Genomic DNA, 18,990 nt, shown 5'->3' on the forward strand with positions numbered 1-18,990 from the left:
ACACCCCGGAGGTGCCCCCTGCCGCGGCCGCCCATGCTTGCCCGGCCTTGCGGAGAATGTAGGAAGGGCCCGCGGTGGTGGCTTTGGCGGCCCGCTCGGCCGCGGCCAGTGCTGCGTCGGCTCCCTTCACCATGCCGCGGCCGTGGTCGCCATCGCCGGCGACCGCGTCGATGCGTCCAAGTTCGCTCTCGTTGGCATGCATCGTCGAGGCCAACACGCGCAACCCGTCCAGGACCAGCCGGGCCGCCGGGAGGGCCGCCTGGCTCGGGAACGGGATGGCGTCGAGTTCCTCTGCCTCGTCAATGTGTCGGATGGCGGGTCGCAGCCCCCGCAACGAGGATTTCCGTTTCCGGTAGGCCGGGGTGTACGTTTCTGCGCTCCACAGCCATTCAAGTTCTTTGTCCAGCCACATGAGAGTCAGGGAGATGCCACCCATGTCGAGACTGGTCACGAGCTCCCCGACTTCGGGTTCGACGATTTCGAGGCCTGCTTCCCGGAGCAGTGGAGCGACCGAGTTCCAAACTAGGAACAGCTCTTCGTACTTAGTGGTGCCCAATCCGTTGAGAATGACGGCCACTCGCTTCGAAGCACGCGCCGGTGCGTTGTCGAGCAGATCGCTGACGAGGAGCTTAGCCAGCTCGTCTGCGGTTCCAAGGACTTCGTCGCGGATCCCCGGTTCGCCGTGGATGCCGAGACCGACGCCCATGTGGTTTTCCCGGACGCTGAAGAGCGGGGCGTCGGCGCCGGGCATGGTGCAGCCGGAGAAGGCGACGCCGAAGCTGCGGGTGGCGGCGTTGGCTGCCCGCCCGATCCGTTCGACCTCGTCCAGATCCAGGCCCGCGGCGGCTGCGGCACCAAGTGCTTTGAAAACTGTGAAGTCGCCTGCGATGCCGCGGCGTTCGGATTCGATAGGGGATGAGGCGATGTCGTCTGTGACCACGACGATTCGAGTGTCAATGCCTTCCTTGCGGAGGCGTTCGGCAGCGATGCCGAAGTTCATGTTGTCGCCTGCGTAGTTTCCAAAGGTCAGGATGACGCCTTTGCCCTGGTCGGCGGCTTTGGCCACCGAGTAGACATGGGCGGCGCTGGGCGAGGTGAAGATGTTTCCGACGACGGCGCCGGTGGCGAAGCCGGGACCCACGATCCCACAAAACGCAGGGTAGTGTCCGGAGCCGCCTCCGACGACGACTGCGACCTGCGGGGTTTCGGATCTGTGGGCGACGGCTCCGCCCGGGACGCCGCGGAGGCGGTCGGAGTAGAGGTCGAGGAATCCGCTGAACTGGTCTTCAGCGAACTCGGCGGGGTCATTGAACAAGACGGTCATTGTGGTGCTCCGGTCGGGAATACGGGGTGGGAGGTCGAGCATGCTGCCGGGACGTTTGTGGCCCGGCAGCCGATGGACGGCTACTTCTGCTGGCCCGGAAGGCCTTCGTAGGCGATGCTGCCGCTCTTGAGGTTGTCGTCGATGAGCGCGGGGAGGTTTTTCAAGAAGGCATCCTTGTCCGTCACGACGTTCTTGGCGGCATCCTTGACGTTGGCTGCGGTAATGGCAGGCATCGTGTAGACGGGCTTCTTGTTGACGCTCTCGCCGCGCACGATCTTCGCGGCGACCGCGAGGCCGGCGGCAAGCTCCACCGTGCCGTGCTGCAGGGAGGTGCCGATCATGTCACCGGACTGCACCGCCTTGAGACCGTCCTCGATGCCGTCGATGCCTACCACGGGGACATTGGAGATTCCTGCTTCCCTTAGTGCCTGGATCGAGCCAAGCGCCATGTCGTCGTTCTGCGAGATGACACCGTTGATGTCACCGCGGAAAGCGGACACCCAGTTGCTCATCTTGTTCACGGCTTGGTCGCGCTTCCAGTTGGCGGTGTCCTTGGCGAGGATCTTGATGCCGGGGTTCTTGTCGAGAACGTTCTGGATGCCCTTGCCCCGGCCGATCTGTGGTGATGAACCGAGCGGCCCCTCAAGCACCACGACGTTGCCCTTGCCTCCGAGCTTGTTGACCATCATGGTGGCTTCTTGCTCTCCTGCAGCGACGTCGTCGGGCTGGACGCTGGCGGTCAGGTCTGCCCCGGAAAGGGCGGTGTTGACGTCGAGGACGGGAATGCCGGCGGCTTTCGCTGCGGCTACCTGGGGTTGGAGAGAGTCGGCCTGCACGGGAACGATGATGATTGCGTTCACCTTGTTGTTGACGTACTGCTGCATCTGGTTGGCTTGGGTAGAGACGTCTCCACCTGCCGAGTTCCACTGCAGGTTGATGTGGTTGGCCTTGGCGTAGGCCTCCATGCCCTCCTTGCCTTGGGTGATGAACGAGGACATGTCGTAGACCGTCACTCCGATGGTGATGTTGTCATTGCCGGCGCTTGGGTCGCCCGCGCCGCAGGCGGTCAGGCCAAGGGCGGCGACGGCGGCAATCGCCGTGCTTGTGAGCAGCTTCTTCGTTGAGGTTGCTTTCTTCATGATCTTCCTTTTCGGGTTCTTTCGGAGGGGTTGGTCTTGTGGTGCTGTGGGTTAGCGTCGGCCGCGGCGGGCGGCCCAGACGTCGACGCCGACGGCGGCGACGATGATGACGCCCTTGATGACGCTCTGCCAGTACGCGGGTACAAGGAGGAGGTCGAGTCCGTTGTTGATGGTCTGGATCAGAAGGAGGCCGATGGCGGTGCCCCACACGGTGCCCCTGCCGCCCATGAGGCTCGCGCCTCCGATGACTACCGCTGCGATGGCGTCCAGTTCATAGCCTTGTCCGAGGTTGGGCGCGCCGGTGATGACGCGGGAGGCGAGCATGAGGCCGGAGAGTCCGGCGAGCAATCCGCTGATCGCGTAGACGCTGAAGAGGATGCGGCGCGAGCGGACGCCCGCGATTTCGGCGGCGAGCCTGTTCCCGCCGATCGCATAGACGCGGAGGCCGTAGTTCGTGCGCTTCATGATGAAGGCAAGGCTGAGGATGGCGACGATCATGAGGATGACGGGGAGCGTCAGGCCTAGGATCTGGGTGTTGGCAAAGGAGCCGAAGGTCGCCGGAAGGCCGTTGATGGGTGCGCCATCGCCGATGACGTAGGCGAAGCCGGATGCCAGGGTCAGCATCCCGAGGGTCGTGATGAAGGGCGGAACCCCGAACTGGCTGACGATGAACCCGTTGATGCTGCCGGCGAGGAGTCCAGCGACCACTGCCGCCATGAGGGGCAGGAGCAGGTTATCTCCGGCGTTCTTGGCGGTCCAGGCCGCGGCCATGGCACTGGCCGCCATGACGCTTCCGACGGAAAGGTCGATTCCACCGGTGAGGATCACGAGCGTTTGTCCCAGCGCAATGAGCGCAAAGGGCGCTGCCGCGATGAGGATGTTGGTTAGGTTGTCAGGGGTGGCGAAGCGTGCGCTGCGGTAGGCGAAGAATGCGACGATGAGCAGCATGACGACGACCATGATGTGGCGTACGAGGAAGTTACCTGCGAGTTCTTTCCAGTTGCTGGGCTGCAGGGCAGCGGGGGCGGTGGCTGTGGAGTTCATGGGGTGTTGTCTTTCAGAGGTTCTGCTTGGAGCCCGGAGGCGAGTCGGAAAATGGTGTCCTGGACGTCAGGGGAGTCGAGTTGGTTGCGGTCGAGTTCGCCGACGACGCCGGTTTCGCGCATGACGAGGGCACGATGGGAGAGGCTGAGGATTTCCGGCATGTCGCTGGAGGCCATGATGACTGCCATGCCTGCGGCGGATAGTTCGGTGATGATCCGGTAGATTTCGCTGCGGGCGCCGACGTCGACCCCGCGGGTAGGCTCGTCGAGCAGCAAAGCGTCTACTTGTCCGGTGAGCCAACGGCCGAAGACGACCTTCTGCTGGTTTCCGCCTGAGAGATTCTCCAGGTTCTGGTCAAGCCCGTTGCTCTTCAAGCGCATGGATTTCATGACCTCGGAAATCGCTGAACGCCGTTTCCTGCGGCTGAGTACGCCGAACCGGGAGAACGCGGCGATCCGCGGCAGGGTGGCGTTGTCCAGGATGCTCATGGAGAGGATGGCACCGGCGCCTTTGCGGTCTTCGGGGACAATGGCCAGGTTCCGGGCGATGGAGTCCTGTGGGGATCCTGCCTTGAGTACCGAGCCCGAAAGTGTCACTGTGCCCGAGTGGGGTTTGCGGATTCCGTAGATGCACTCGATGAGTTCGGTCCGCCCGGCACCGACGAGCCCTGCGAGGCCGAGGATTTCTCCCTTCCTGACGGTGAAGTTGATGGGCGTGGGGCCGACGGTGATGACCAGATCTTTGACCTCAAGGACAACGTCGTTGCTTGCGTCCGGGCGTTCGGGGAAGAGCTGGTCGAGCTCTCGCCCGATCATGGCGGTGACGATCCCGTCATCGGAAATGTCGGCCAACGGTGTGTCGCTGACCAAGGTGCCGTCGCGCAGGACCACGACCCGGTCGGCCATGGCACGGATTTCTTCCATCTTGTGGGTTGTGAACAGGATGGCGACGCCCTGGTCCCGGAGCGAGCGGACAATCGTTGCCAGCCGGGCAACTTCGCGTTCAGCGATGGCACTGGTGGGTTCGTCCAGCAGGAGGACCCGGGCTCCGCGGTGGGTTGCCTTGATAATTTCGATGATTTGCCGGATACCTACCGGCAAATCGCGCATCCGGGTCTTGGGATCTGTTTCCAATCCGAATTCCGTGAGGTAGCCTCTGGCTGCCTTGACCATGGCCGCGCGGTCCAAGGTTCCCAGCCGGGTCTTCACCTCCCGTCCGATGAAGAGATTCTCGTAGACCATCATTTCTGGGATCGACGCGAGTTCCTGGGGCACGATGGCGACGCCAAGCTCGTAGGCGGCCTGCGGGTTGCCGCTAACTAGGTCCTGGCCCCTGACCTGTACGGTGCCGTCGATGGGGCGGTACTGGCCGGAGGCGATTTTCATCAGCGTGGACTTGCCTGCACCGTTTTCTCCAGCAAGGGCAGTAACGGTGCCTGGTTCCAAGGAGAACGAGATTCCGCGGAGGACCGGGATGCCTCCGAATGACATGGTGATGCCCGAACACTCGAGCATGGGGACGACTTGGTTGCTGTCGTCTAAGCGGACGGTCGACACCTGTATCGAGCTCCTTTGCATTGCCGTCTCAGCGGCCACCAAGCGGTGGCGAAAAATGACTATACGCGTGCTGTGCGCATTATTTAATACTGTCCGCTCATATGAGCAAAACTAGATATTGAACTCTTCTGGCGCTCATCTGAGCGTTGGATGTAGACTCGTGCAGGAGAAGAGATTTCCAACTGCGGAGGTGCGTATGGCACAGGCGCCAGGGCCAGGCAGGCAGGTGCAGATCGCGCATATCGCGACGCAGCACTATCTGCAGAACAAGACCCGCATCGAGATAGCGAACGAAACCGGCCTCAGCCGATTCAAGGTTGCACGCCTGCTGGAGGAAGCCGTCAGTTCCGGAATCGTCCGGATCGACATTCAAAGCCCCTCCGGTGTGAGGCTTGATCTGTCAGTACAGTTGGCGGAGCGCTTCAAACTCGACCACTCCGTGGTCGTTGACGTCCCCTCTGCCGATGAGCAGGTCCTGCAGGCCCGCCTGGGCTCCACCGTCGGGGACCTGCTCAGTGAAATCTTGACCGATGACGATGTTTTGGGGCTTACGTCCGGCCGGACGCTCAGCACCATGGCCCGCTCGTTGAAGACGCTGCCGAAATGCGGGGTAGTCCAGCTTGCCGGGGTGGCCGGACCCATCCAGGAAACGGGGCTGGAAATCATGCGACGCGTGAGTAGCATTGCAGGAGTCCGCCCCTGGACCATCTATTCGCCATTGGTCATGAGCGATGCCCAAGCCGCCCTCGGTGTGCGCAGGCAGCCGGACACAGCACAAACCTTCGATCAGTTTCCCCGCGTCACCGTGGCCGTCGGAGCCGTCGGCTCCTGGCAGCCGGAGAACTCCCAAATGATCAAGAACCGTGCACTGAGCGAAGCGGACCGGACGAAGCTTCTGGAGCGGGGGGTGGTTGCAGAATTCGGGGCCACCTTGATAGCCGATTCTGGTGAAGTCATCCATGACATCGATGACCGCTGTATCGCGATCTCGGAAGCAGGATGGAGGGCAATTCCGACCGTCATCGCCGCCGCCGGAGGTCCATCGAAGACGCGGGCAATCCGTGCGCTTCTGGCCTCCGGGCTTATTCACGGGCTGGTCACAGACAGCGGCACCGCTGAAAGACTCCTCGGAGGCTAGAAATGGCGCGGCCCGTCCTCGTCGCTGGCGTCGATTCGTCAACGCAAAGCTGTAAACACATCACCGTCGATGCTGCCACCGGGGAGGTCCTTAGCTCGACGGCACTGCCGCACCCGGACGGTACCGCTGTCGACCCGCGGCGATGGTGGGACGCCCTCGACGGGGTCGGCGCCACCAGACTTCAGGGAATTGCGGCAGTCTCCGTCAGCGCTCAGCAGCACTCCACCATCGTCCTTGGCGCCGACGAACAGCCCGTCCACGACGCGATTCTGTGGAACGACCATCGGGCAACGCAATCGGCTTTGGAACTGCGCCACGAATTCGGCCAGGACCGCTGGCTCCGAGAACTGGGAATGGTACCGACCGCGGCACACCCCGTATCCAAACTGCGCTGGCTCTCGGACCACGAGCCGGAGGCCGCAAATAGGATCCGACGCGTGATGATACCCCACGACTGGCTCACGTGGGGCTTGCTCGGACAAAGAGGCGAACCGATGACAGACCGCTCCGACGCGTCCGGAACGGGCTACTGGTCCTCAGCTAACTCCGAGTACCGCAACGACCTAATCCAGCTGGCCCTCGGCCGGGGCGTCAAAGTCCCGAAAGTGCTTGGTCCGGCAGACCGGGCCGGCATCACCGCGCGCGGGGTGGTCGTGGGCGCAGGTTGCGGAGACAACGCTGCCGCCATCCTTGGGCTTGGGGCGAAACGCGGGGAAGCCGTCGTCTCCATCGGCACCAGCATGACCGTGTCCATGGTGGAGGACAGCCACGTAAACGACCCTTCATGCCATGTCGCTGACATGGCCAACGCCTCCGGCGGACAACTGCCGCTGGTCGCCACGCTCAACGGTGCCAGAACCCTGACGGCGATGGCCGACATGCTTCGGCTGAGCCTCGGTGAGATGGAAGTCCTGTCCGCTGCAGCTCCACAGGATGCGGGCGGAATATGCTTTGTTCCGTATCTGGATGGCGAGAGGAAACCGCTGTTGCCCGAATCGCAAGGCGCCCTGACCGGCTTGACCCGCCGGTCCATGACCCCGGAAAACCTGGGGCGGGCAGCCATTCTGGGCTTGGCGTGCGCCATAGCAGACGCAGTTGAGGACCTCATTGGAGCCGGCTTGGTAGTGGACACCGTGACCCTCATTGGGGGCGGCTCAAAATCCAGGTCGCTGCGTCAAGCGGTTTCAGACCTCACCGGTAGAACGGTGGGGTGGCCAGAGCCTCGAGAATACGCAGCATTGGGGGCAGCGAAGCAAGCGGCATGGGCACTCACAGGAGAGTTGCCACAATGGGACCAGCCCAACTACACGCTAATACAACCGTCCGCGTTGCGTGAATGGGTGCCGGCCGTCCGCAACAGATACTCGGCCGCTTCGAAAAGGATTTTCGGCGCCGAACTTCATTAGGGTTGTGCGTACTACAGTGGCGCCGCACCAGCGGTGGACCGAACTGCCGAGAGCAAGGCCAAAACGCCAAATTCCCACAGTGCTTGTCTTCGGGAATGAGAATTATGCATCCGGCAACGCGGGATCTTTTCACGGCAATTGTCGCCAACTGGCCTCCGGTCTCACCTCCTTCCTCCTCCTCCCCAAGAGATGGATCGGCTTGCTCTTTGGCCGGTCCATCTCTTTGTCTTCTTTGAGCAACTTGGCTTGGTTAGTCCGGGGGACTTGGGATGGATCGGTGTGCCCGGTTGCCGGTCTATTTCACAGATCCGGCGAGAAGCCCTCGTAAGAAGAACTTCTAGAGGGAGAAGAAGGCAATCATCGGCAGAGCCATCAGGACAAAGGCGGCGGCGAGTATTTGCCAGCCTTCACCTCTTGCGCTGACTTCCAGTTCCCCCGACTGCGCCCGGGCCTTGATCGCAGTGACTGCCTAGCGCTGGCTCGTCGTCAGTCACATCCCTCAAGGATGTCCGCGACCGCCCCTTCCCGGATCTTTTCGAGTGAGGCAACGTATCCGGCTCCGCGGACCTTTCCATAAGTCACCGCTAACCCTTGACGTGAGCTGCATCATAGTTCTAATCTTCATTTAGTCGTAAATAAAGGAGAATACAATGGTTCGGCCGAGCGGCAACGCTGACGTTACGCGGTCTGCGATCCTGGCATTTCTTGGTACCTCCGGAGGAGCGTCCCGGGCTGACTTGGCGAGGGCACTTGGCGTCTCTCCGGCTCTCATGACCCAGCTCATCAAAGAGCTCATCGCCGATGGCCTCGTGAGGGAGCTGTCAATGTCTCCCTCCAACGGTGGTCGTCCTGCCCGGATGCTGGGCCTGGCCACCGCCGCCGGGCGCGTGGTGGGTATGAAGATCTCGAAGGATCATGTTGCCTTCGTTGAAACGGAACTTAGCGGGCATGTGGTCCGGTCAGACAACAGGGCATACGACGCTTCCTCGATCACCTCGCTTTCCGACGTCGTCTCACTCGTCCATTCATTCGTTGGCGAAGACCGTGTCACCCCCCTTCTGGGAATAGGTGTCGGTGTTCCCGGATCGGTGGACGCGCAAGGTAGTGGCGTTGTTGATTCAAGCCTCCTGGGCTGGCGGCAGGTACCGCTTGGAGCGGTTCTGAGCCGGGAACTCCATGTTCCGGTCCTGGTGGAGAACAATGTCAACGCCCTCGCTGTAGCCGAACGGCTCTATGGGTCGGGCCGCGAGCATGCCGAGTTTCTGGTTGTGACGATCGGCGAAGGTGTTGGCGCGGGATTTGTTACCGGCGGTGCAGTCGTGCGCGGCAGTAGGGGCGGTGCCGGCGAAATCGGTCACATACCCGCAGTTGCGGATGGCCCTCTTTGTACCTGCGGTAACCATGGATGCATTGAGGCCCTGATTGGGGAAAAGACACTCGTCGCGCAGGCGCGGCAATCCGGAATCATTTCGTCGTCCGCCACTATGGCAGATCTGCAAGGGCGCGCAAACGACGGCGACCCCCGAGCCCAAGATGTTTTCCGGGGAGCCGGTCAGCCGCTGGGTCGAATCGTCGCTGGTCTCGTGCAGATCCTGGATCCGGAGATTGTGATCGTCAGCGGGGAAGGAACCCGGGCGTGGCGCCACTGGGCAGCAGAATTCGAGCGATCTTTCAGGGGGGCCCTGACGGCAGACCGCCGGAGCATCCCCGTGATCGTCGAGTCCTGGGACGACGAGGCCTGGGCGCGCGGAGCCGCTGCGCTCGTGGCGTCTGCGCCCTTCTACAGCGAAGAAAGTTCAGGTGAGCAGGGGAGACGGGTTCGTGCCCGGCTCACCCATGTACCGGCGGAGGTAGCAGGACTGTGACCGCTCTACAAGACTCGAGGTCCGGCAGCCCCGGACCCACGGCAACAACGAAGCGCCACCGAGGACCCGAGGTTCGGCGTAAAACCACCGGCACGCGTCTCAAATACGGGCTGACTGTCGCCGTTTTCCTCATTCCGAGCGCGTTGCCTCTATTGTTCTTCACCATCATTCCCATGTTTTCCGCGTTCTGGATCAGCCTGAACCAATGGAATCTAGTCGGCCCGATGAAATGGGTGGGCCTCGGGAACTACGGCAAGCTCATCGGCGACCCCGGCACGCAGGGCGCCTTCCTGCACACCATCTACTACATCGTCGGATACCTGCCGCTTGTGTACATCGGCGGTCTGGCCATAGCGCTTGCCCTCAATTCCCGAATCAGGGGACGCAGCATGATGCGCGGCCTTTACTTCCTCCCCGTGGTGACCAGCTGGATCGTCGTTGCCCTTGTCTGGCGATGGCTACTGAATCCCAGCACGGGAATCGTCAACTGGCTGCTTGGACTCATCGGGGTGACAGGGCCGGGGTGGTGGACAGATCCGGCATGGTCCATGCCTTCGATCATCGTGGCTTCCGCGTGGAAGGACCTTGGCTTTGTCATGGTGATTCTGCTCGCCGGTCTCCAAGCCATTCCGGAGGACTTGTATGAGGCCGCGACCGTGGACGGCGCCGGCCGGTGGAGGCGGCTGTTCAGCATTACGCTTCCCATGCTTTCCCCCTCGACTTTCTTTGTCATTGTGTTGTCGCTGATCAACGGATTCCAGGTCTTTGACCAGGTCTATGCCATGACCGGAGGCGGCCCCAACAACTCTTCCCAAGTGGTGGTCCAGCAGATTTACGACCTCACGTTCCGTTACGGAAGGGCCGGCGAGGCATCGGCCCTGTCATGGCTACTGTTCCTCTTCATCCTGGTCATCACTCTGATTCAGGTGCGCGGTCAAAAGAAATGGGTGCACTATGCGTAAGCAGCGTCCCTCGATCACCCTGAACATCCTCGTCCTCGTTGGCGCCCTCATGATGGTCTTCCCATTTCTTTGGGCATTCGTAACGTCCATCAGCCCCGGCGCAGGCCTCTCCGCGACACCGCAACTTATCCCGGAGAACCCTTCGCTGTCCGCGTACGCTGAGTTGCTCCAACGGCTACCGTTTGCCCAGATCGTGCTCAACAGCCTGATCCTTGCCATCCTCACCACGGTGTTCCAGCTCATCACCAGCTCACTGGCCGCCTACGTCTTTTCCAGGATGCCGTTCAAAGGGCGCAACGCGGTGTTCGCCGTGTACCTGGCCACCATGATGATCCCGATGCAGGTGCTGGTCGTCCCGTTGTTTGTGGAAATGAAAAGCCTGGGCCTTATCGATACCTATCTCGGCGTGCTGTTGCCGGGGATCGCCAGCGCCTTCGGCGTGTTCCTCCTACGGCAGGCCATGAACTCCGTGCCGCAGGACCTGGACCAGGCCGCGACATTGGATGGGGCTGGACACTTCCGGATCTTCGGCCTCATTGTGCTTCCCCTGGTCCGTCCGGCGCTAGCCACACTGACGGTGTTCGCATTCCTCAATAGCTGGAACAGCTTCCTCTGGCCGCTGATTATCCTGCGTACTCCCGCAATGAAAACCCTCCCCGTGGCGTTGGCGGGACTGCAAGGCCAGTACACCACCCAGTGGGACATCGTGATGGCCGGATCAGTGGTCAGCGTCCTACCAATGCTCGCCCTCTATATCTTCACCCAGAAGTACATCATCCAAGGGGTTGCGGGCACCGGACTCAAATAGACCGGATTGGCCAGTTTCCTCACCTATCAATGGAGATACACATGAACAAGAAGCCCCTGGCATCGCTGGGTCTCGCTCTCACCGCAATCCTGGCCATGTCAGGCTGTGGATCGGCGGCGAGTTCAAATGTTTCAAGCACTGAAAAAGTAACCATCAAGTACTCAAACTTCATCTCCAACGGTGGCAACGAGAAGAACCTGGACACCATCGTTCAGGCCTTCGAGAAGGCCAACCCGAACATCACAGTCCAGGTCACTACCTTGCCCTACAAGGACTACACAACGGCCCTCCAGACAGACCTGGCCGCCGGGACGCAAGCCGATACTTTCGACATTGAGTACGCGAACCTTCGTTCCTACGTGGCCAATGGGGCGGTCGCACCTCTCGAGGGAGTTGACGGTTCCAAGTACAAGCAGTCCCTGCTGCAGTCCTACCAGTCAGACGGCAAGCAGTACGCATTGCCCAGTTCCTTCTCCGACGTCATCCTTTACTACAACAAGGCACTCTTCGACGCCGCCAAGGTCGCCTACCCCACAGCTAGTTGGACCTGGGCTGATGAAACGGCCGCTGCGAAGAAGATCACGGACAGCGCCGCGGGTGTCTATGGAGACTTCCAGAACGTGAGCTTCTACGAGTTCTATAAAGCATTGGCCCAAACCGGCGGCAAATTCCTCAACGACGACGGCAAATCCGTCGCCTTCAACTCGCCCCAGGGCATCAAAGCGGCCGAATGGCTGGCAGGCAAGAGCGGAACCACCATGCCTACACCCGCCCAAGGCGCCGGAACCCCGGACTTCGACACGAAACTGTTCAAAGACGGCAAACTTGGCATGCTCCACAGCGGCATCTGGGTGGCCAGCAGCTTCGCCGATTCACCCAAAAGCTGGGACATCGCCGTCGAGCCCGGAGACACGCAGAAGGCAAGCGCGGAGTTCTCCAACGCCATTGGGGTTTCTGCCAACTCGAAGAACAAGGCCGCGGCCCAGAAGTGGGCCGAATACATGACCAGCTCAGACGTCATGGCACAGACCCGCATCAGTGCAGGATGGGAACTTCCCGCCACCTCCGATGACTCGGTCCTGAAGCCCTATCTCGCAAAGGACAAGCCGGCAAACCGCAAGGCCATTTTCGACGCCCTTGACAACGTCGCCCTCCCACCGGTCATCGGCGACAACCAGCAAAAAATGGTCGACATCATCAACAATGCTCTTGGCGAAGTCGAAGCGAAGCGCTCCAGTGCGGCCGATGCCCTGAAAGGCGCCGCGGACCAAATCAACGCTCTGCTGAAATAACCGGGCACAGCCCGAACAAGGCCGGTGAGCGGGCCGCGGTAACACCGTGAGCTGCTGGCGGCACGGCGGCCCGCTCACCATCTGAAAGAGAAGCCAATGATCGACAAATCAATGCAAGGTTCAACGGTAACGCCGGACGGAGATCCCGCTGCCCGTTCGATAGTCCAGGCCGGCATCCGGCTCATCCTGGAACAGCAGACCCCTGGGGGCGCCTACCCGGCAAGCCCGTCGTTTTCCGCCTACGCCGGGTACTGCTGGTTCCGCGACGGCTCATATATCGCTGACGCCATGTCCGCCGCCGGGCACATCGAATCCGCCGAACGGTTCTTCGACTGGTGCTCGAACGCCTTGACTTCCCGTGCGGGAAGGATCCGTCGGATCGTGGCTGAGAGCCTGGCCGGCAGGCCGGTAGCCGGCGACCAAATGCTGCCCACGCGTTTCACCCTCGACGGGGCCGAAGGTAGCGATGAGTGGTGGGATTTCCAGCTCGACGGATACGGCACCTGGCTTTGGGCCTTGGCTGAGCATAGCGCCCGCCATGACCGGCCACTCGAACGCTGGGCTGAGGCCATTGATCTCACTATCGACTACCTTTCTGTCTCCTGGCAACGGCCCTGCTATGACTGGTGGGAGGAGTCGGCCCAGCACGTGCACGTGAGCACTCTGGGTTGCATCGCCTCCGGATTGGCCAGCATCGCCCAAACCGGGCTGATCGAGGAGTCACTCTCAGAACGGGCCGCCTCGACCGCGCACCAGATCCGCCGGCGAGTCCAAGACGAAGGTGTCCAGGACGCCCATCTCACGAAATGGCTGGGAACAGACACGGTAGACGCCAGTCTCCTCTCGCTGATTGCTCCGATGAACTTCCTGCCCCCGCACAGTCCTTTGAGCGCGGGGACCATCGCAATCATCGAAGAGCAGCTCACCGTCGACAACGGCGTTCACAGGTATCTTGCCGACACCTATTACGGCGGCGGCCAATGGCCTTTGCTTAGTTGCTTCCTCGGTCTGTCCCAGGCCGCTTCCGGAAACCGAACCAGAGCCCATGAGCTCCTGGAATGGGCCGCATCTACCGCCGGCGGGAACGACGAACTTCCCGAACAGGTTGAGCGTCACCTTCTTGACCGCAATTATCTTCAACCCTGGAACGAGCGCTGGGGTTCCTCGGCAAATCCGCTGCTGTGGAGCCACGCCATGTTCATTCGTCTCGCCATTGCCCTCGGGGTCCCGTACGACACCGACGTTCCGGTTCCGGCTCCAACAGCGAAAGAGAGCGCCAAATGATCCGTCACAAGCCATTCGGTTCCGGCCACCCGTACGTGGACGACACCGATCAGCGCAGCCCGTCCCACCCGGTCGCGGGGGAGCCTGTCACCTTGGGCGTGCGAACCTCGCCGGAACTGACCGACGTGATCTGCGAACTCGAAGTCACCGCTCGCGACGGGACAGTCACGAAACTGACCGAAATCCTCGAACGAGTACCGGCGGCATCGCGCGGACAAGTTATCGATGGCGGCCATCTGGCATCCGCCCAGGCCAAACTTGCCCGTTCAGCCAGCGGCTGGCAGCTGACCCTCGCGCCGGCCGAGCCCCAGACAACATACAAGTACCGCTTCACGGCGCAGACCCAAAGTGGCAGCACTCAAAAGACGCAGTGGTTCAGCTATAGCGCCGCTACCTGGGCGGCCGCCAGCCAGGCTGTTAACGTCATTGGAGCTGACCGCGTGATCGCCGACTCCGTTGAGGTGCTACATGACGGTGTCCGGCCTTTGCGTGTTCGTTTCGCGCTCCCGTTGGCCTTGAACGAGCGTGTCACCGGCTTTGGAGAACGCTTTGATGCCCTCGATCACCGGGGGTCCAAGCTGGACGCGGTCGTCTTCGAGCAATACAAGAGCCAAGGAGCGAAGCGGAAGACTTACTTGCCGATGCCCTTCGCCCATGTAGTAGGCGGCGATGGCTGGGGATTTCACGTCGAAACTTCCCGACGTACTTGGTACGACATCGGTGCCTCTGACGAACACCGCCTCGTCATTGAAGCCGAAGTCGGCCCCGAACCCTTGAACGGGGACACACTTCTGAACCTGAGGTTCTTCGAAGGAACGCCGACGGCGGTCCTGAAGTCCTTCCTGTCCGTCGCCGGCAGCGCCAAGGAGCTTCCGGACTGGGTGTTCAAGCTCTGGGCGAGCGGAAACGAGTGGAATACCCAGGCAGAAGTCATGCGACAGATGGATCGGCACCGGGACACTGGGATTCCGGTCGGATCCGTCGTCGTCGAAGCGTGGAGCGACGAGTCCACATTCACGGCGTTCCGCGACGCTGAATACGAGCCGAATCCAGATGGTTCACCGCACCATCTGAGCGACTTCACCTTCCCGGAGCATGGTGCCTGGCCGGATCCGAAGGCCATGGTCGATGACCTTCACGCCCGGGACATCCGGGTGGTTCTGTGGCAGATTCCGCTCATCAAAATGCGGCCCCACCCACAAGGACAAGCCCGATTCGACGCTGAGGCGGCGATTCGTGAAGGCCGGCTCATCCGTGAGGAGGCCCCGGATGGCAGCCTGCGACCCTACCGTAACCGAGGGTGGTGGTTCCCGCTCAGCTTGATGCCGGACCTGACCGATCTTGAAGCCGCCCGATGGTGGACTGAGAAGCGACGCTATCTCGTCGAGGAAATCGGCATCGATGGGTTCAAGACCGACGGTGGCGAACACGCCTGGGGCGAAGAGCTCACGTATCTGAACGGAATGCGCGGCGACGAGGGAAACAACCTCTTCCCGGTCGCCTATGCGAGGGCTTATGGCGATCTGCTTGAATCTGCAGGAAAGGCCCCCGTCACCTTCAGCCGCGCGGGATTCACCGGTTCCCAGGCACACGGAGCATTCTGGGCAGGGGATGAGAATTCCACGTGGGATGCGTTCCGTTGGTCCCTGTTCGCCGGACTCTCCGCGTCAGCATGCGGAGTCTTGTACTGGGGCTGGGACTTCGCCGGTTTCTCCGGCGACGTCCCGAGCGCAGAGCTTTACCTGCGTTCAGCCGCTGCAGCCGTATTCGTGCCCATCATGCAGTATCACTCCGAGTTCAACCACCACCGGAAGCCATCGAGGGATCGGACTCCGTGGAACATTCAGGAAAGAACCGGGGATCAGACTGTCATCCCTGTCTTCCGTGAACTCGTCGAACTGCGCGAACGCCTCATTCCCTACCTGGCTGAGCAAGCCCGCAAGGCTATCGACACCGCAGCCCCCCTCATGCGCCCGCTGTACTTCGACCACATCAAAGACGAAGAGGTATGGAAGCACCCCTTGCAATGGATGCTCGGCGAGGACCTTCTTGTTGCTCCCGTGACCGATGAGGCGGTCCGTACCTGGACGGCCTATCTTCCCGGCGGCAACTGGGTCGATGCCTGGACGGGAGAAAAATACGCAGGCCAGCGAACAGTCGAGGTATCCGCGCCGCTGAACCGCGTTCCTGTCTTCGTGAGGGCCGGAGCTTGGAACGAGATGAAGAACGTTTTCCTTTCGACGGCGTAATCAAAGAACTGAACGGGACCAGCTACCTCGAAGGAAATCCTTGGAATACAGAAAACTTGGCCGAAGCGGCATGTATGTCAGCGAGATCGCGTATGGCAACTGGCTAACGCACGGATCGCAAATTGAGGACGACACCGCAGCGCAGTGCGTGCATGCTGCGCTCGACGCCGGCATCAGCACCTTCGATACCGCTGATGCGTACGCCGAGACGCGTGCAGAAACCGCCTTCGGTCTAGCGCTTTCCGGCGTTCGCCGCGAAAGCGTGGAGATCCTCACCAAGGTGTATTTCCCCACAGGGCCCGGAAAGAACGATCGCGGACTCTCTCGGAAGCACATCATGGAAGCTATCCATGGAAGTCTCCGCAGGCTCAAAACCGACTACGTAGACCTGTACCAAGCCCACCGGTTTGACTACGAAACACCCCTTGAGGAAACGATGCAGGCTTTTGCTGACATCGTGCGCGCCGGGAAAGCCCACTACATCGGCGTCTCCGAGTGGACGGTGGATGAGATCCGGTCAGCAGCTGCGCTGGCCAAGGAGCTCAATATCGAGCTGGTCTCCAATCAACCCCAGTACAACATGCTGTGGAGGGTTGTTGAACCAGAAATCATCCCGGCCAGCGAAGAGCTCGGGATAGGCCAGATCGTGTGGTCGCCCCTTGCCCAAGGAGTGCTGACCGGCAAATATCCACCTGGAAAGGGCGCCCCGGCCGGTTCCCGCGCCACCGACCAAAACGGAGGCAAAGACACCATGGCTAGGTGGCTCGGCGATGACGTTCTCACCAGGGTCCAGCGCCTTCAGCCCTTGGCAGCAAGCATGGGGATTCCGCTAGGAACCCTCGCCTTGGCATGGGTGCTTCAGAACCCGAATGTATCTACCGCCGTCGTCGGAGCCTCCAAGCCAGAACAGATCAAGGAAAACGCAAAGGCCGCCGGGCTGACGCTGGAGGACGCACTCCTGAAGGAGATCGATGAAATCCTCGAACCCGTCATCGAACGCGACCCTCGCAAGGTCGATAGCTGCCACAGCAGGGCTTGAGCACCACTAGCGGCGGCAGCGATAACAAGCTGCCGCCCTTTAACAGATCAAAGAATCGGACCAACATGGCTGGAAACATGACAAGTGCGGGTCATTTCATTGGCATTGACATCGGTGGAACCGGCGTCAAGGGCGGGATCGTCAACCTCGAAAGGGGCGAGATCCTGGGAAACTGCGTTCGTCTAGCCACGCCCCGACCAGCGGATCCAGAGTCTGTCGGAGACGTTGTCCGGCAGCTCGTTGACGAACTCGCCGCAGGTAGTGAAGCGGGACTTGATTCAACCGTTGGCGTAACCTTTCCGGGCATCGTCCAGCACGGCATGTCCCGATCTGCGGCAAATATGGACAGGACCTTCATCGATTTCGACATCGGCTCCCATTTCTCGGATCGCATTCGGCGGCCCGTCGCCGTCGTGAACGACGCCGACGCCGCAGGACTCGCGGAAGCCCGCTACGGCGCCGGCGGGGGAACCCGCGGCACCATTTTGGTCATTACCTTGGGCACGGGGATCGGATCAGCCCTGATTTTCGACGGAAACGTCGTGCCCAATGTAGAGCTCGGTCACATTTCCATCGATGGTTACGACGCTGAAACCAGGGCATCCGCCGTCGCCCGTGAGCGCGACGGATTGGGCTGGCAAGAATACAGCGTTCGCTTGCAACGCTACCTTTCTGAACTCGAGTTCATGTTCTCGCCCGAACTCATCATTTTGGGTGGAGGGATCTCTCAAAGAACCGACGAATACTTGCCTCTCCTCACGTTGAGGACTCCAGTGGTCCCGGCGAAGCTCAGGAATGATGCCGGCATCGTGGGCGCCAGCATTCAGGCAGCATCAACCACGCCTACTAATCGCTCTGTCGGCGCACCATTTCAGTGATCCAGATGGGCGCGAACGGAGACGTGCAGTTCGGGGGAGTCGGGTAATCCTTGAGCACACCCAGGCGCTCACCGATGTCGATGGCGCGGGCGCGGTAATCGGCATGTTCGATCCCGATCTGGGCCAGGCAGTGGTTCATGGCCCATTGCTGGCGATCCGGGGCGTCTTTCATTTCGGCCTCGATGACGTCGAGCAGTCCTGGAAGGTCCAGGCCCTCGGGATTCTTTGCCGCGCGTTCAGTGGTCAGTGCCCAGCCGGCACTCGCGACCACTGGATCCGGATCGGCGAACCAGGCAAGGCGCAGCTCCTCGCAGTGCGGGTTCTTCTTCACCACGTAGTTGACGAGCCAGTCGTGAACTTTCGGAGTGCGCGCCTGGCGCATCATGTGGTCCAGCTCATCGCGCTGGAACGACTTCGGGCGGCAGATCAGGATCGCGAGCAGTCTCGCTGCCGTGTCATCCGTCGCCCAGAGCTGGTGTGAGAGTTCCTGCTGCGTCTTCAACCGCTTCGCGAGCGCGCGCAGTTTGCCGAGGTTCACACCGTGATCGTCACCGTGCTTCTCGTTCACTTCGCGGGCTCTCGGGTCCTCGAGCGCGGCCAGCTCGGCAATCAGTTCATCCACCGTCGTCTCGGTCACCGCAGCCTCCTGTTCATCACTTGTGGGGTTGAGCTTACTAGCAGGCGTGGCGGTGCAGCGCCGTCACGAAGGCGTTCGGAGACGGCTGCCCGGTGTCCCCCTGGACTCCCACCTGGTCATGCGGCGTGGTACGCGGCGCATTCCGGGAAGGGGTCGTTCGGGAGAGCTGGCTCGCCGGGCCAGCCTGGATCGTCCATGTCGTCGGCGTCGGGGTCGGGGTCGGGCCATGGGTGTGCGGCTGTGAAGGTGTGCCAGTCGGGGAAGGGGGCCGGGGGCAGTTCCGGTTCGGGTTCCCGGCCGGTCGGGGTGTGGTGTGGCCAGTGGGGTGGTTCCCAGTCCTGGTGTTCGCTGGGGTAGTGCCGGTGTGAG

General features: G+C 61.5%; 15 protein-coding genes and 1 pseudogene. 10 read left to right on the top strand and 6 right to left on the bottom strand.

Features of this window, described 5'->3' with window-relative positions; all coding sequences use genetic code 11:
* From QRN52_RS23735 to QRN52_RS23750, 4 genes are all read right to left on the bottom strand, one after another.
* The coding region (locus QRN52_RS23735; protein WP_284756315.1) for a dihydroxyacetone kinase family protein at positions 1–1,324 on the bottom strand (1,324 nt) is incomplete at its 3' end.
* 80 nt (positions 1,325–1,404) lie between these two features.
* A complete protein-coding gene (locus tag QRN52_RS23740; protein WP_284756316.1) occupies positions 1,405–2,463 on the bottom strand; it encodes a substrate-binding domain-containing protein in 1,059 nt (352 codons plus the stop codon).
* 51 nt (positions 2,464–2,514) lie between these two features.
* Positions 2,515–3,507, bottom strand: a complete 993-nt coding sequence (locus QRN52_RS23745) for an ABC transporter permease (protein ID WP_284756318.1) — start codon at positions 3,505–3,507, stop codon at positions 2,515–2,517.
* Positions 3,504–5,063 (bottom strand): sugar ABC transporter ATP-binding protein, encoded by a 1,560-nt coding sequence (locus QRN52_RS23750; RefSeq protein WP_284756319.1) that lies wholly within the window; start codon positions 5,061–5,063, stop codon positions 3,504–3,506. Before QRN52_RS23750 ends, QRN52_RS23745 begins: the two co-directional genes overlap by 4 nt.
* Before the next feature lie 196 nt (positions 5,064–5,259).
* Here QRN52_RS23750 and QRN52_RS23755 point away from each other — a divergent pair, with 196 nt between their 5' ends.
* From QRN52_RS23755 to ppgK, 10 genes are all read left to right on the top strand, one after another.
* Complete coding sequence (locus QRN52_RS23755) at positions 5,260–6,201, top strand: sugar-binding transcriptional regulator (RefSeq protein WP_284756321.1); 942 nt, start codon at positions 5,260–5,262, stop codon at positions 6,199–6,201.
* Positions 6,202–6,203: 2 nt separating this feature from the next.
* Positions 6,204–7,607 carry a xylulokinase gene (locus QRN52_RS23760; RefSeq protein ID WP_284756322.1) on the top strand — a complete coding sequence of 468 codons (1,404 nt, stop codon included), beginning with the start codon at positions 6,204–6,206 and terminating at the stop codon, positions 7,605–7,607.
* A gap of 650 nt (positions 7,608–8,257) precedes the next feature.
* A complete protein-coding gene (locus QRN52_RS23765; protein WP_284756323.1) occupies positions 8,258–9,472 on the top strand; it encodes an ROK family protein in 1,215 nt (404 codons plus the stop codon).
* A complete protein-coding gene (locus tag QRN52_RS23770; protein ID WP_284756325.1) occupies positions 9,469–10,434 on the top strand; it encodes a carbohydrate ABC transporter permease in 966 nt (321 codons plus the stop codon). The genes QRN52_RS23765 and QRN52_RS23770 overlap by 4 nt, the downstream gene beginning before the upstream one ends.
* Positions 10,427–11,242 (top strand): carbohydrate ABC transporter permease, encoded by an 816-nt coding sequence (locus QRN52_RS23775; RefSeq protein WP_284756326.1) that lies wholly within the window; start codon positions 10,427–10,429, stop codon positions 11,240–11,242. The genes QRN52_RS23770 and QRN52_RS23775 overlap by 8 nt, the downstream gene beginning before the upstream one ends.
* 41 nt (positions 11,243–11,283) lie before the next feature.
* Entirely contained in the window at positions 11,284–12,534 is a 1,251-nt protein-coding gene (locus QRN52_RS23780; protein ID WP_284756329.1) for an ABC transporter substrate-binding protein, read from the top strand.
* Positions 12,535–12,630: 96 nt separating this feature from the next.
* A complete protein-coding gene (locus tag QRN52_RS23785) occupies positions 12,631–13,818 on the top strand; it encodes a glycoside hydrolase family 15 protein (RefSeq protein WP_284756330.1) in 1,188 nt (395 codons plus the stop codon).
* On the top strand, positions 13,815–16,067 hold the full coding sequence (locus QRN52_RS23790; protein WP_284756332.1) for a glycoside hydrolase family 31 protein: 2,253 nt from the start codon (positions 13,815–13,817) through the stop codon (positions 16,065–16,067). Before QRN52_RS23785 ends, QRN52_RS23790 begins: the two co-directional genes overlap by 4 nt.
* Before the next feature lie 40 nt (positions 16,068–16,107).
* Positions 16,108–17,106, top strand: coding sequence for an aldo/keto reductase family protein (locus QRN52_RS23795; RefSeq protein ID WP_284756333.1), 999 nt, complete (start codon positions 16,108–16,110; stop codon positions 17,104–17,106).
* Between the two features lie 77 nt (positions 17,107–17,183).
* Entirely contained in the window at positions 17,184–17,984 is an 801-nt protein-coding gene (gene ppgK / locus QRN52_RS23800) for a polyphosphate--glucose phosphotransferase (protein ID WP_284756334.1), read from the top strand.
* On the opposite strand, the gene QRN52_RS23805 is transcribed toward ppgK, so the two are convergent.
* Positions 17,953–18,621 carry a DNA alkylation repair protein gene (locus tag QRN52_RS23805; RefSeq protein WP_284756336.1) on the bottom strand — a complete coding sequence of 223 codons (669 nt, stop codon included), beginning with the start codon at positions 18,619–18,621 and terminating at the stop codon, positions 17,953–17,955. The two genes, ppgK and QRN52_RS23805, sit on opposite strands and share 32 nt — an antisense overlap.
* A gap of 116 nt (positions 18,622–18,737) precedes the next feature.
* Positions 18,738–18,990: pseudogene (locus QRN52_RS23810) on the bottom strand (HNH endonuclease signature motif containing protein); the annotation flags it as partial.

The organism is Arthrobacter sp. efr-133-R2A-120 (genome assembly GCF_030209835.1).
Lineage (GTDB): Bacteria > Actinomycetota > Actinomycetes > Actinomycetales > Micrococcaceae > Arthrobacter.

Bases quoted from the DNA above. Each gene is read 5' to 3' on its own strand.
- QRN52_RS23740 (WP_284756316.1), bottom strand. From the start codon at position 2,463: ATGAAGAAAGCAACCTCAACGAAGAAGCTGCTCACAAGCACGGCGATT.
- QRN52_RS23745 (WP_284756318.1), bottom strand. From the start codon at position 3,507: ATGAACTCCACAGCCACCGCCCCCGCTGCCCTGCAGCCCAGCAACTGG.
- QRN52_RS23755 (WP_284756321.1), top strand. From the start codon at position 5,260: ATGGCACAGGCGCCAGGGCCAGGCAGGCAGGTGCAGATCGCGCATATC.
- QRN52_RS23760 (WP_284756322.1), top strand. From the start codon at position 6,204: ATGGCGCGGCCCGTCCTCGTCGCTGGCGTCGATTCGTCAACGCAAAGC.
- QRN52_RS23765 (WP_284756323.1), top strand. From the start codon at position 8,258: ATGGTTCGGCCGAGCGGCAACGCTGACGTTACGCGGTCTGCGATCCTG.
- QRN52_RS23775 (WP_284756326.1), top strand. From the start codon at position 10,427: ATGCGTAAGCAGCGTCCCTCGATCACCCTGAACATCCTCGTCCTCGTT.
- QRN52_RS23780 (WP_284756329.1), top strand. From the start codon at position 11,284: ATGAACAAGAAGCCCCTGGCATCGCTGGGTCTCGCTCTCACCGCAATC.
- QRN52_RS23785 (WP_284756330.1), top strand. From the start codon at position 12,631: ATGATCGACAAATCAATGCAAGGTTCAACGGTAACGCCGGACGGAGAT.
- QRN52_RS23790 (WP_284756332.1), top strand. From the start codon at position 13,815: ATGATCCGTCACAAGCCATTCGGTTCCGGCCACCCGTACGTGGACGAC.
- ppgK (WP_284756334.1), top strand. From the start codon at position 17,184: ATGACAAGTGCGGGTCATTTCATTGGCATTGACATCGGTGGAACCGGC.